Annotated in this window: 9 protein-coding genes; 7 read left to right on the top strand and 2 right to left on the bottom strand. The window is 71.6% G+C overall.

Going from position 1 to position 14,077, the window contains the following annotated elements; all coding sequences use genetic code 11:
* Nucleotides 1-72 precede the first annotated feature (72 nt).
* From ACWCV9_RS11195 to ACWCV9_RS11180, 4 genes are all read left to right on the top strand, one after another.
* Nucleotides 73-1,398, top strand: coding sequence for a DUF2252 domain-containing protein (locus tag ACWCV9_RS11195; RefSeq protein WP_450785646.1), 1,326 nt, complete (start codon nt 73-75; stop codon nt 1,396-1,398).
* 67 nt (nt 1,399-1,465) lie between these two features.
* Nucleotides 1,466-2,146, top strand: coding sequence for a hypothetical protein (locus ACWCV9_RS11190; protein ID WP_450785644.1), 681 nt, complete (start codon nt 1,466-1,468; stop codon nt 2,144-2,146).
* Between the two features lie 66 nt (nt 2,147-2,212).
* Complete coding sequence (locus ACWCV9_RS11185; RefSeq protein WP_450785643.1) at nt 2,213-3,022, top strand: DsbA family protein; 810 nt, start codon at nt 2,213-2,215, stop codon at nt 3,020-3,022.
* A gap of 90 nt (nt 3,023-3,112) precedes the next feature.
* Nucleotides 3,113-4,783, top strand: coding sequence for an alkaline phosphatase D family protein (locus ACWCV9_RS11180; RefSeq protein ID WP_450785641.1), 1,671 nt, complete (start codon nt 3,113-3,115; stop codon nt 4,781-4,783).
* 37 nt (nt 4,784-4,820) lie between these two features.
* Here the strand turns inward: ACWCV9_RS11180 and ACWCV9_RS11175 are convergent, their stop codons facing one another.
* On the bottom strand, nt 4,821-5,399 hold the full coding sequence (locus ACWCV9_RS11175; RefSeq protein ID WP_450785640.1) for a dienelactone hydrolase family protein: 579 nt from the start codon (nt 5,397-5,399) through the stop codon (nt 4,821-4,823).
* 105 nt (nt 5,400-5,504) lie between these two features.
* Here ACWCV9_RS11175 and ACWCV9_RS11170 point away from each other — a divergent pair, with 105 nt between their 5' ends.
* Complete coding sequence (locus tag ACWCV9_RS11170) at nt 5,505-6,599, top strand: mechanosensitive ion channel family protein (protein ID WP_450785638.1); 1,095 nt, start codon at nt 5,505-5,507, stop codon at nt 6,597-6,599.
* Nucleotides 6,600-6,624: 25 nt separating this feature from the next.
* Here ACWCV9_RS11170 and ACWCV9_RS11165 read toward each other — a convergent pair whose 3' ends face one another.
* Nucleotides 6,625-8,211, bottom strand: a complete 1,587-nt coding sequence (locus ACWCV9_RS11165) for a Na+/H+ antiporter (protein ID WP_450785636.1) — start codon at nt 8,209-8,211, stop codon at nt 6,625-6,627.
* A gap of 246 nt (nt 8,212-8,457) precedes the next feature.
* Between ACWCV9_RS11165 and ACWCV9_RS11160 the strand changes: the two genes are divergently transcribed.
* Both ACWCV9_RS11160 and ACWCV9_RS11155 read left to right on the top strand, forming a co-directional pair.
* Complete coding sequence (locus ACWCV9_RS11160) at nt 8,458-8,769, top strand: trypco2 family protein (protein ID WP_450785634.1); 312 nt, start codon at nt 8,458-8,460, stop codon at nt 8,767-8,769.
* A gap of 11 nt (nt 8,770-8,780) precedes the next feature.
* Complete coding sequence (locus ACWCV9_RS11155) at nt 8,781-14,048, top strand: trypsin-like peptidase domain-containing protein (RefSeq protein WP_450785633.1); 5,268 nt, start codon at nt 8,781-8,783, stop codon at nt 14,046-14,048.
* Nucleotides 14,049-14,077: the final 29 nt, after the last annotated feature.

Genomic DNA, 14,077 nt, shown 5'->3' with positions numbered 1-14,077 from the left:
CCCAGCGGCGTCGCCCGTTGGAGACGGCAGAAACGCTGTCGTACACGTACATGCACCAGGAGGCACCCCGCGATGTCGATCACCCAGCTCAGCGACGAGCAGCGCGGCGAGGAGATCCTCGCCGTCTTCGACACCGCCTTCGGACGGCTCCTGGCCGCCGACCCGGCCGCGTTCCGCGTGAAGTTCCGGAAGATGGCGGCCTCGGCGTTCGCGTTCTACCGGGGCACGGCGTGCCTCTTCTACCACGACCTCGACCAGGAGAAGCGGGGCGGACCGTACCTGGACGACCGCACCTCGCGCGTGTGGATCCACGGCGACCTGCACGCGGAGAACTTCGGCACCTACATGGACGCGGACGGCCGCCTGGTCTTCAACGTCAACGACTTCGACGAGGCCTACGTCGGCCCGTTCACCTGGGACCTGAAGCGCTTCTCGGCCTCGATCGCGCTGGTGGGGTACGCGAAGGCGCTCAGTGACGAGCAGATCACCGAGCTGGTGCGGATCTACGCGGGCGCGTACCGCGAGCGGATCCACGCGCTGGCCACCGGCGCCAAGAGCGACGAGCTGCCGCCGTTCACGCTGGACACCGCCGAGGGCCCGCTGCTGGGCGCGCTGCGCACCGCCCGTTCGCTGACCCGTTTCGAGCTGCTGGACTCGATGACCGAGATCCGGGACTTCGAGCGCCGCTTCGCGCCGGGCGGCGGCTCCGTCGAGCTGGACGCGGCGACCCGCTACAAGGTCCTGGCGGCCTTCGACGGCTATCTGGAGACGCTGCCCGACTCCTCGCTGGCCCGCCCCGACTCCTACCGGGTGAAGGACGTCGTGGGCCGCCGGGGCGTGGGCATAGGCTCGGCGGGCCTGCCGTCGTACAACATCCTGCTGGAGGGGCACAGCGACGCCCTGGAGAACGACGTCGTGATCTACATCAAGCAGGCCCAGACCCCGGCCGTCTCCCGGCACATCACGGACCCGGCCATCGCGGGGTACTTCCAGCACGAGGGTCACCGCACGGTGATCTCCCAGCGCGCCCTCCAGGCGCACGCCGACCCGTGGCTGGGCTGGACCGAGCTGGACGGCGCCGGCCAGCTGGTCGCCGAGGTCTCGCCGTACGCGGTGGACCTGGACTGGGGCGACATCGACGACCCCGAGGAGATCGCGCAGGTCGTGGCCGACCTGGGCCGGGCCACGGCGACCATGCACGCGGCGGCGGACGACCAGTCCGGCGAGTCCCTGGTGCCGTTCTCCACCGAGCGGGCCATCGACGCGGCGATCGCCGCCGACGAGGACGGCTTCGCCCCGCTCCTGGTGGACTTCGCGCACAGCTACGGGGCACGCGCGCGTGCGGACCACCACATCTTCGTGGACCTGTTCCGCAACGGCCGGATTCCGGGGCTGTGATTTGCGCGGTCTCATAGGCACCCTTTAGGGGTCGTTAACCGCCTCCGTGACAGACTCTTCTCTCGCTATGGACATATCCGGGACCCACCTCAGAGCCGTGCGCGCGGCGCTGTTCACGGCCTTCGTCGTGACCATCGGCACCGCGTCGCACGTGCTGCTGTCCCGGTCGCCGCTGCCGCTGGTGACGGTGGCGGCGGTGGCGGCGGGGGTCTTCGGCACCGCGTACGCGCTGGCCGGCCGCGAGCGCGGCTTCGGCCGGATCGCGGCCCTGCTGGTGCCGCTGGAGCTGGCCGCCGACACCGTCTTCACCACCGGCCAGCAGGCCTGCTACGGCCGTACCGGCGGCCCGGTCGCCGGGACGCTGCACGCCTTCGGCTTCGACGTGCTGTGCGCGGGCCGGGTGGGCACCCCGCTGGCGCAGATGGCCGGCGGCACGGACCGCGCGACCGCCCTGGTGACCCAGGGCGGCCCGGCCGCGGCCTGGCTGCTGCTCGCCGCGCACGTCGGGGTGGGCCTGCTGGCCGCGGCCTGGCTGCGCCGGGGCGAGCGGGCGCTGGCCCAGCTGCTGCGGGCGGTCGCCGCCGGCACCTTCCGGCCACTGCTGCTGGCGGTCGCCGCGGTTCGGGTCCGGCGCCTTCCGGCGGGGCCGCCGCTCCGCCCGGCCCCGCGACCGGCGGTGGCCCGCGACCGGCTCCTCGCGCACTCCCTGGGACGCCGGGGACCGCCGTGCTCACCGGCCTTCGCCTGAGCACGACCAAGTCCCCACACGTATCCCGCGTACGGCATGTGCGCGTCCCACACGGAGATCACCACCATGAGCAAGCGGAACAGCCAGACGGCGAAGACGGCGGCCCGGGAGCGGCTGCGCCAGGAGCGCGAGCGCCAGGCCAAGCGCGACAAGACGAAGCGGCAGGTGATCGTGGCCGCCTCGGTCGTGGCCGTGCTCGCCGCGGCCGGCGGCATCGGCTACGCCGTCCTCCAGGCCAACAAGCCCACCTACTGGGAGAGCATGAAGACCGCCAAGGTCGTCGCGCCGGCCAACACCTCCGGCGAGAACGGCACCACGGTCGTCATCGGCAAGGCGAGCGCCAAGAAGACCCTCAAGATCTACGAGGACCCGCGCTGCCCGGTGTGCGCCCAGTTCGAGCAGACCGTCGGGTCGACCCTGAAGAAGGACATCGACGACGGCAAGTACAAGTTCCAGTACGTCGGCGCGACCTTCATCGACCTGCACGACAACGGCGAGGGCTCGAAGAACGCGCTGAGCGCCCTGGGCGCCGCGCTGAACGTCAGCCCGGAGGCGTTCATGGAGTACAAGAGCGCCCTGTACTCGGCGAAGTGGCACCCGAACGAGACCACGGACACGTTCAAGGACGACAGCTACCTGCTCAAGGTCGCCGACACGGTCCCCGCGCTCAAGAACAACGCGAAGTTCCAGGACGCGGTCAAGAAGGGCACCTACGACGCCTGGGCGATGCGCATGTCCAAGACCTTCGACGACAACAAGGACGGCGTGAGCGGCACCCCGACCTTCGTCATGGACGGCAAGCAGCTCAACGGCGGCAAGCCGCTGCTGACGGTGGACAAGTACCGCCAGGTGGTGGACGCGGCCCTCAAGGGCTGACACCGGCCGCAGCCGGCCCTCGGATGAAGAGCGGGCGAACTTTCGATGTTCGCCCGCTCTCGTTCATACTGATCAGTAACCTGATCACTCGTGACCAGTCGATACAGATCATCCGAGGCGCCCGAGGCCCTCGGATCCCGCTTTCCCCGCCGCCGTACGGTCGTCAAGGCCGCGGCGGCGACCGCTGTCCTGGCCGGCCCGCTGGCCGCGGCGCTCCCGGCGCGCGCCGCCTCCGACGCCCCGGCCTTCCTGCACGGCGTCGCCTCCGGCGATCCGCTGCCCGACGGCATTCTGCTGTGGACCCGGGTGACCCCGGTTCCGGAGGCGGTCCCCGGCTCAGGGATCGGCCCGGACACCGAGGTCAGCTGGGTCGTCGCCCGGGACAAGGCGCTGACGGACATCGTCGCCAAGGGCTCCACCACCGCGACGGCCGCCGCCGACCACACCGTGAAGGCGGACATCCGCGGCCTGCGGCCGGCCACCGACTACTGGTTCCGCTTCTCGGCCGGCGGAACCGACTCCCCGGTGGGGCGCACCCGCACCGCTCCGGCGGCCGACGCGGACGTGGCCGGCCTGCGCTTCGGCGTGGCGACCTGCGCCAACTGGGAGGCGGGCTACTTCTCCGCCTACCGCCACCTCGCCGCCCGCAATGACCTGGACGCCTGGCTGCACCTCGGCGACTACATCTACGAGTACAAGTCCGGCGAGTACGCGCACCGCGGCACGGTCGTGCGGCCGCACGAGCCCGCCAACGAGATCATCACACTGGCCGACTACCGGATCCGGCACGCCAAGCACAAGACCGACCCCGATCTCCAGGCGCTGCATCTGAAGGCCCCGGTCATCGCGATCTGGGACGACCACGAGTTCGCCGACAACGCCTGGTCGGGCGGCGCGGTCAACCACACCGAGGGCGCCGAGGGCACCTGGGCGGCCCGGCAGGCGGCCGCCAAGCAGGCCTACTTCGAGTGGATGCCGGTCCGCCCGGCGATCGAGGGCACCACCTACCGGCGGCTGCGCTTCGGCAAGCTCGCCGACCTCTCCCTGCTGGACCTGCGCTCCTTCCGCTCCCAGCAGGCGGCCACGGGCAGCGGCTCGGTGGACGACCCGAACCGGACGATGACCGGCCGCGCCCAGCTCGACTGGCTGAAGGCGGGCCTGAAGGCGTCCGACACCAGCTGGCGGCTGGTCGGCAACTCGGTGATGATCGCGCCGTTCGTCATCGGCTCCCTCTCCGCCGACCTGCTCAAGCCGCTCGCCAAGCTGCTCGGCCTGCCGCAGGACGGCATAGGCGTCAACACCGACCAGTGGGACGGCTACACCCACGACCGACGCGAACTCCTCGACCACCTGCGCTCGAACGCCATCGGCAACACCGTCTTCCTGACCGGCGACATCCACATGTCCTGGGCCAACGACGTGCCGGTGGACGCGGGCACCTATCCGCTGTCGGCGTCGGCGGCCACCGAGTTCGTGATCACCTCGGTGACCTCCGACAACCTCGACGACATGGTGAAGGTCCCGGAGGGCACCGTCTCCGCGGTCGCCGCGCCGCTCATCGAGGCCGCCAACCGGCACGTCCACTGGGTGGACACCGACCGGCACGGCTACGGCGTCCTGGACGTCACCGCCGCCCGGGTGCAGATGGACTACTACGTCCTGTCCGACCGCACCGACCCGAACGCGACCTCCCGCTGGGAGCGTTCCTACCGCACCCGCAGCGGCACGCAGAAGGTCGAGCGGAGCTACGACCCGGTGTAGCCCCGGCCGGGGCACGGCCCCCGAGGGCGGCCCGCCGCTACGCCGACCGGAGTTCGTCGAGGAAGCCGAGCGCCACCCGCCAGGTGGCCTCGGCGGCCTCGCGGTCGTAGTCCGGCAGGCCGGGGTCCGTGTACAGGTGGCCGGCGCCCGCGTACCGGTGGATCTCCACGTCGGCGCCGATCCGGCCCATCTGGAGGTACCAGGCGGTCAGCCAGTCGTCCGTCTCGAACGGGTCCGGCTCGGCCACATGCAGCTGCACCGGCAGCCCGTCCACCTGCGCGGTCTCGGCGATGTCCGACGTGCCGTGCAGAAGCAGCAGGCCGCGCGCCTTGTCGTCGCCGAGGGCGAGGGTCTGCGCGATGGAGGCGCCGAGCGAGAAGCCCGCGTACACCAGCCCGCGGTCGGAGTAGGGCGCCGCCGCCAGCACCGCCCGCTTCAGCAGCTCCTCCTTGCCGATGCCCTTGTTGAACTCCATGCCGTCCTCGACCGTGTCGAAGGTCCGCCCCTCGAAGAGGTCGGGCGTCCACACCTCGTGGCCCGCCCGGCGCAACAGGTCGGCGGCCTCGCGCACCGCGGGCCTGAGTCCGTAGGTGGAGTGAAAGAGCATGATGTTCATGAGGCCATGGTGCCAGCCGGGTACGACAGTGCCGGTGCCGCCGTACCCCGCACGCCGCCGAAGTCACATGTTCATGCCCCGCGGAGGCGGGTTAGACGCGCAGACATGGAGAACCTGCTCCGACCTCTCGTCGTCCTCGGCGGCTCGGTGCTGATCACCGTGGCCGTCGGCTGGCTCACCGACCGACTGCTGCGCAAGGCCGACGCGGCCCGCCCCGACACCCCGTTGTGGGGACTGCTGCGCCGCGGCCGGATCCCGTACCAGCTGGTCCTGTGCGCCGCCATGCTGCGCGGCTCCTACGACCAGACGAAGCTGCTGGAGCAGCACCAGGCGGGCATCGGCCGGTCGCTGACCCTGGTGCTGATCGGTTCCGCCGCCTGGCTGGTGATCCGGATCGCCGCGGCGGTCGTGGAGACCAGCTACAGCCGTTATGCGCGCGCCCACCGGGACGCCGCCCGGGTCCGCCGGGTGCGCACGCAGGTGGAGCTGATCATGCGGGTGGTGTCGGCGACGGTCGCCGTCGTCGCGATCGCCGCGATGCTGCTGACCTTCCCGGAGATGCGCGCGGCCGGTGCCTCGCTGCTGGCCTCCGCCGGCATCGTCGGCATCGTCGCCGGTGTCGCGGCCCAGTCGACGCTGTCCAACCTGTTCGCGGGGTTGCAGATCGCCTTCGGCGACATGGTCCGCATCGGCGACACGGTCGTCGTGGACGGCGAGTGGGGCACGGTGGAGGAGATCACCCTGACCTTCCTGACCGTACGGACCTGGGACGAGCGCCGGATCACCATGCCGGTGTCGTACTTCACCTCCAAGCCCTTCGAGAACTGGTCCCGGGGCACCCCGCAGATGACCGGCATCGTCTACTGGCACCTCGACCACAGCGCGCCCATCGAGGCGATGCGCGAGAAGCTGCGCGACATCCTGCGCTCCTGCCCGGCCTGGGACGGACGGGCCTACGGCCTGGTGGTGACGGACACCACGCCGACCACCATCCAGGTCCGCGCGCTGGTGACCGCCAAGGACGCCGACGACATCTGGACGGCACGGGTCACGGTCCGCGAGGAGATGATCACCTGGCTGGCGGAACACCACCCGTACGCCCTGCCCCGCGTCACCACCACCCCGGTACCCCACCGGGCCTTGGACACGGTCCCCCTGCACAAGCGGGCGGACATACCCCGCGCCCGCCGCACCTCCTGACCGGCCACGGGAGACGCCGTCCGGATCACCGCAGCGAGCGCACGTCGAGATGGCGGAGCACCCGGTCCACGATCTCCGGGTCCGCCCCCGGCTCGCTGCGCGCCGCCAGCACCTCGTGCCGGGCCGCGCTCAGCATCTCCCCCTGGATGCGGCGGATCCGCTTCAGCCGCCTGGCCCGCTGGTGCTGGGCGTCCCGCCGCTCCTCCTCCCCCATGTCCGGGCTGATCCGGATCCCGATGTCGTAGGCCCGCCGCAGCATCTGCTCGGACAGGTCCTCGGGCAACTCCTCCACCTGCTCGATCTCCCGCAGCCTGCGCTTCGCCGCCTTCGCGGCCCGCACCGCCAGCTCCTTCTCGAACTCCTTCTCCCGCTCGGAGTCGGCCCGCACCCCGAGCCGCCGCACCAGCCACGGCAGGGTCAGCCCCTGGAGCACCAGCGTGGCGATGATCACCCCGAAGGCGATGAAGACGAGGACGTCCCGCTGCGGGAAGGGGGCACCCGCGTCGGTCCGCAACGGGATCGCCAGGGCCAGCGCCACCGACGCCACCCCGCGCATCCCGGACCACCACATCACCACGGTCTCCCGCCAGCTCATCGGGATCTCCTCGTCGTAGTCCCGCAGGGCGTGCAGCCGTTTGGTCAGCCAGGTGGCCGGCAGCAGCCACAGCAGCCGTACGACGACCACCACCGCGACCACGGTCGCCGCCCACCCCAGCAGCTCGCCCCAGCGGCCCCGGGCCGTGTTGACGGCGTTGTGCAGCTCCAGGCCGATCAGCCCGAAGGCGACGCCCGTGACGAGGGTGTCGATGATGTCCCAGAAGGTGTGCCCGGCCAGCCGGGTCATCACGTCGTCGGCGTCGCTGGAGTACTCGGCGAGGAAGAGGGCCGTGGTGAGCACGGCGAGCACCCCGGAGCCGTGCAGCTTCTCCGCGAGCACATAGGAGGCGTACGGCACCAGCAGCGTCATGCCGATCTGGAGGGTGGGATCGCCCAGCAGGTTCATCAGCCGGTTCGCGCCCCAGCCGAGCACCAGCCCCACGCCCACCGCGACGACGGCGGACAGCACCAGGTCCAGGCCGGCCCGCCAGGGCGAGAAGGTGCCGCTCACCACGGCGGCGATCGCCACGTGGTACAGCACGATGGCCGTGACGTCGTTGAAGAGCCCCTCGCCCTCCAGGATCGACACCAGGCGGCGCGGCAGTCCGAGCTGACCGGCGACGCTGGTCGCCGCGACCGGGTCGGGCGGAGCGACCAGGGCGCCGAGCGCCACGGCCGCGGCGATCGGCAGCCCCGGCACGATCGCCGCGGCGACGACCGCCACGCACACCGTCGTGACGAACACCAGCGCGACGGCCAGCAGGAAGATCGGACGCTTGTTTGCCGTGAACTGCCGCCAGGAGGTGCGCCGTACGGCCGCGTAGAGCAGCGGCGGCAGCAGCCCGGGCAGGATCAGCTCGGGCGGGATGTCCACGTTGGGCACGAAGTCGGCCACCGCCAGCACCCCGCCGAACAGCGTCATCAGCACCGGAGCCGGCACCCCGAACCGGTCTCCCACCGGGACGCTCACCAGCGCCCCGAGCAGCAGCACGAACAACAGGGCCAACTGATCCACGCCGGCGCTCCGGGGGTCGACGATCACACGGCAGGCCTCCCAGTCTGCCACCGCGACCTGCGACGAAAGGGTCAGGCATGAGGGACTTTCATGCCCCTGGCACGCTCGCATACACTGCACGCCCACCCCGGACGGAACGAGCAGCATCGCCAACCTCCGCTCTTTTCCGGAGAATTGACGTAATGTCAGTGACATCCGCCGAACCCGCCGCGCCGGTCACCGCCCTCGGCATGCCTGGAGGCCACCATGGACATCGAACTCTCCGACCTTCTCGCGTCCCTGCGATCCGAGATCGAGACCGCCCGGGACGAGGCCGACGGCAAGGACGTACGGTTCCGCATCGAATCCCTCGACCTGGAGCTCCAGGTCGCCGTCGAGAAGACGAAGCAGGCCAAGGGCGGGGTGAAGTTCTGGGTGCTCTCCGGGGAGGCCTCCGGCGGGAGCAAGAACACCCGCACCCATGTGATCAAGCTGCGGCTGAGCGCCGAGACGTACGACGAGCACGGGCAGCCGACCACCGTGCTCACCGGTGACGACGTCTCCGACCTGCTCGCGTAGGGGAGCAGCACATGGGGGGTCGCATCGACTACACGGCTCGCGTCGCGGAGATCCTCGTACAGCAGGGCGGGGACGGCGACTACGGCTCGGGGTTCCTCATCACCAAGAGTCTGGTGCTGACGGCCGAGCATCTGCTCCGGAAGACGGACACCGGAAGACCGCGCACCATCAGCGTCATGCTCGGCGGCTCCGCGGAGCGGCTCCCCGCCGACGTGGCATGGCGTTCGAAGACACAGGACCTGGCGCTCCTCCGGCTGCGTGATCCCCTGCCCGGCCTGCCGGCGGTCACCTTCGGCTGCCTCCCCTCGGGGCCCGGCACGGTGAAGGTGTTCGGCAACGGCTTTCCCCGGCACGCCCGCCGGGAGGAGATCCCCGGTCTCCCCGGGCGCGGCAACGTCGAGGTGCACGGCGTCGTCCGGCTCGGCTCGAACCTGAAGTCCGGCCACCTGGACATCGCCACCACGGACGCACCCGTTCTGACCGGGCCCGATCCCTGGAAGGGCATGTCGGGAGCCGCGTTCTTCACCGCGGAGGAGCGCTGGCTCGTCGGGGTCCAGACCCACCGCCAGACCCCGGCCGGACCGGGCAGCCTCACCGCCGAGCCGATCGCCCGGGCCTGCGAAGACGACCCCGAGTTCGCGGCCGTCCTGAAGAGCGACGGCGTCAGGGTCAAGCCACGGAACATCACCGGCGACACCGACCCCCTCGCCGCCGTCGTCGACCAGGACGACCTGCTGGCCGGTCTGACCGGGTTCAAGAAGAACCTCATCTCCGACCATCTGCCCTTCGTCTTCCCCGGCACCGACCACGAGGCCGACCCCCGCCGGATCTGGGACCGCATCCTGGACGGCAACGACGACGGCCTGCTGCTCGTCGGGCAGGCGGGCACCGGGAAGACCCGTACCGGCATCGAGGTGGGCCGGCTGGCCCAGGAGGCCGGCTGGCGGGTGCTGCACGTCCGGCCGGGCGGCTCGCCGTCCCTCACCGAGGACATCGCACGGGCGGTCCAGGCCGACTCGCGGGACGTCCTCGTCGTACTGGACTACCTGAACCTGTTCCTGGCCGAGCGGGAAGGGGAGTCACCGCTCGACCTGGAGGCCGTCAAGGGCCGCCTGCTGCCCGATGCCGCCCGCGAGGGCATCTCGGTGGTCTTCCTGGCGTCGGTGCGGCCGGGCTGGCTGCAACAGCACCGGGCGCGGCTGCGGTCCTTCTTCGGCGAGGTGCATCTGCGGCAGGACGAGGAGTTCCTGCGGCTGGTCGCGGACCAGGCCCTCCACCAGCTCGCCCCGACCGCCATGGCCGACATCGGCCCGGAGCGCATGCGGCAGCTGTGCGGGCGCCGCCCCATCCTCGCGCTGCTCATCGCCTGCGAACTCGAACGCCGTGCCCGGGACCGCATCCCCCAGCCCGATCTCGCGGGCGTACGGGAAGGCACCGAGCTGGCCCGATGGCTCCATGCGCGGCTGCGCGAGGACGCGCTCACCGTGCCCGCCGCCAAGTCTTCCCTGGACGGCGTGCACGCCTCGGACGAGCTGGTCGCCGCCGCTGCGGCCGCGGCCGCCTGTCCGCAGGCCCGGCCCGCGGTGCTGGACGCGGCGGCCACCGCGCTCGCCGCGCAGCCGGGCGGCGCCGCCCGCGCCGAGACCGTCCTGACGGCCCTGGTCGGCCTCGGCTGGCTGGAAGGCGACGGGGACGGGCACCTGGAGGTGGCGCACGACATCGTCTGCGACCAGCTGGTCGAGTCGGTGATCCTGCCGGACGGCATGACGGTCGACCAAGGGCGCACCTACGACCTGCTGTCCGGCTGTTTCACGGAACCCCGCACCATCGGCCGCTACTCGACGAACCTCGCCCGCCAGCTGAACGACCTCGCGCTCCGCAAACGCGACACGGAGGTCCGCGACTGTCTCTCGGACTGGTTCGCCGCGAACGCGTCCACCATCGGCCAGGTCATGCAGCGCGACCCCGACGTCGGCGGCTACGCGCTCGGCGCGATCTGCTCCGGACCCCCGTGGGCCGGCCCCCTGGTGGAGCACTGGCAGGCGATCGTCGACCCCTGGATGGAGGAGTACGGCGGTACCGTCAACGCCCGCCATGTGCTGCGCCGCGGGATCAAGAACCTGCCCGTGGCCGCCGCCCGGCGCCTGGTGCCCACCGCGCTCCAGTGGCTGGAGACCTACAGCCGGCGGCGCGAGGGCGGCTATGTGCTGAGCATCCTCCTCGACCGCGAGGAGGTCAGCACGGAGTTCCTCGCCGAGGTGATCCAGGCGGCCGTGCAGTGGCTGGAGAACAACTGCCAGCTCGCCGAGGCCGGTGTCCTGCTCACCAGGATCCTGGCCCGCAGGGATCTGACCCGGCAGCAGGAGCAGCGCGTCTTCGCCGCCGCCGGCCGGTGGCTGGTGTACCACGGCGGCAAGCGCGAGGCCGCGCAGGTGCTCGGCAAGCTGCTCGAACACCCCACGTTGCCGCAGAAGGACGCGCACCTGGCCATCAGCCGCACCGGCCCGTGGCTGCGGGAACACGGCACCCTGCACGAGGCGAGCCATGTGCTGTCCAAGCTGCTCGCCCGCGACGACCTCGTCCCCGCCGTGCGGCGGCAGACCGCCCTGCGGGCCGGGGAATGGCTCGACAAGAACGGTCTCACGCCCGAGGCGAGCCATGTGATCAGCCCTCTGGTCGGCCAGCCCGGAGCCAACCCCGAGGAGACCCGGAAGGTCCTCGCCTGGGCCGACGACTGGCTCGACCTGTACGGCACCCGCCAGGACGCCAGCCATGTGCTCAGCAAGCTGCTCGCCCGCGAGGACCTCGCCGGCGAGGAGCTTCGCTCCGCCGTACGGCGGGGCATCCTGTGGACCGAGGAGCAGCCCAAGGAGTCCGACTGGACCTATGTGCTGGACGTGCTGCTCAGACGGCGGGACCTCACCGAGGCGGAACGCGACCGCGCGGTCCGGCTCGCCGACGAGTGGCTGGACCAGCACGCAGCGGACTCCGCCGCCGACTTTTTCATCCGCGTCGTCATCGAAAGGCCGGACCTGACACCGGCGGAGACCCGGCGCTTCGTGGCCCACGCCGACCACTGGCTGGGGCTGCACGCGCTGGCCCACCAGGCCGACCGCCTCATCAACTCGCTGCTCGAGTGCCACGGCCTCACCCCCGACGAACGCGGCATGGCGACGGGCTACGCGGAGCAGCGGCTCCAGGGCCAGCCCCACGACGAGGACAACAGCTACGCCCTGGTACGGCTGCTGCGGCAGCGCGACGTGTCCGCCCAGGACGCCGAACGGCATGTCGCGGCGGCGCTCGACTGGCTCGCGGCACACGGGGACGGCAGTTCGGCGAGCCATGTCATCGGCGCGCTGCTCGAACGCCAGGGGCTGACCGCCGACACGGTCGCCCGGGCGTCCGCCACCGCGCTCTCCTGGCTCGACGGACACCAGTCAGAGACCGGCAGCAGCTGGGTCCTCGCCGCGCTCCTCGCCCGGACCGATCTGCCGGCGGCCGCCGTCCCGCAGACGGTCGCCAAGGCGGTGCGCTGGCTGACCGGGCACGGCGATGAGGAGGGGGCGGGTTTCGTCCTGCAACACCTGCTCAACGGCTGGGAGATGGACGGCCCGCAGCTGCGCACCGTCTTCGGCCTCTCCCTCGGCTGGATAGAGCAGCACCAGAGCGACGTCCTGCTGTCCAGCCGCATCCTCGGCAACCTGCTCTTCCGCCACGACCTCACCGAGCAGGAGGTCGAACAGGCGGTGAGCCGTGCGCTGTCCTGGGCGCGGGAGCATCTGGACACCTACCGTTCGGAGCGCACGGTGCGTGCCCTGCTGCGGCGCGAGGACCTGAACGAGACCGACACCCGCACCGCGGTCGAGCTCGCCACGGTCTGGGGCGCCACGCACTGCGAGCACCACCTGGCCGGCCTGCTCCTGGCCGATCTGCTGGGGCGGCCCGACATCACCGACGAGCAGCTGACCATCACCCTGGAAGCGGCCTCCACCTGGCTGGAGAAGAACCCCGGGCACGTCAAGCTCGCCGCCGTCCACGCCGCGAAGGTCAGGGCGCAGGGGCGCAGCGCCGCGGCCGGGGACTCGATCGCCGACGCCGTCGCGCATCTGCGGCAGAGCGGGGACGGGCTTCCGAGCCTGGACCTGGTCGGCGCCCTGCTGAGTCAGAAGGGCCTGTCCCAGGAGGAGTTCGACTCGCTCGCCGCGCTCGTGCTGGACCGGGTCGACGCGCACTTCACCGATCCGGACAGCGCGCACCATCTCAACCGGGTCCTCACCCGGCGCCGCCTCGCCGGCGCCATGCACAGCCGTGCCGTCGCCACGGCGGAACGGTGGCTCGGGCAGCAGGGGGACACGCCCCAGGCACGTCTGGTGCTGCGCGGGCTGCTGATGCGCGAGGATCTCAGCCCGGCCCAGGCCGCGACCGCGCTGGAGCACACCGAACGCTGGATGCAGCGTCACGCCCTGCTGCACGAGGCGCAGTTCGTCCTCAAGACGCTGCTCAAGCGGCACATGGCACCGGAGGAGGGACGGAAGACGGTACGCACCGCCCTGCGCTGGCTGGAGCTGCACGGCGGCACCCCGCAGGCGACGGACGTGCTCCATCGGCTCAACGCGTCGCGCTGGCCCACGGCGGCCGATCTCGCCCGGCTGGTCGGCCACTCCCGGGACTGGGTGACCGACGAACGGTCCGGGCATGACGTCCAGCTCGTGCTGGAACCCCTCCTCGAACGCTCCGACCTCACACCGGAGCAGATGGAGACCATCGCGGGCTGCGCCGTGCGCTGGAGCGCGACCCATCTCGGGGAGGTCAGCGCGCCCCGGCTGCTGAAGTCCCTGCTGGCCCGCAGCGACATCCCCTGGCATGTCGCCGAACCGCTGGCCGGGCTCACCCACGACCAGGTCCGCCCCGACCCCACGGGCTTCGAGATCTGCTTCTACCTGGACGCCCTGCTCCGGGTCCGCACCTTCCCGGCCGAGCGGCTCGGCTCGGTGGTGGGCTGGTCCCTCCAGTGGCTCGGGCTGCACATGCCGCACTTCAAGGCACGGCTGGTGCTGAGGTCGCTGCTGCCGCTGGACCTGCTGGCGGCGGAGCAGCTCCGGGCGGCCGAGGAGCACGCGCTGCGCTGGCTCCGGGAGAACCAGGAGATCATCCTGGCCACCTCGGGGCAGCGCCCCGGGCGGGAGATCGTGGAGCTGCTGCTCGCCCGCCCGGACATCGGCGCGGACACGGCCGCCGAGGCCAGGCGCTTCGCGGCCGTGTTCGATCAGGCCGCCTGACAGCGGGGCCGGCCGGTGGCCCGGCGGTG

It is taken from the genome of Streptomyces sp. NPDC001606, assembly GCF_053596835.1.
The sequence above is the reverse complement of the archived record's forward strand: the minus strand, read 5'-3'. Positions and strand labels throughout refer to the sequence as shown.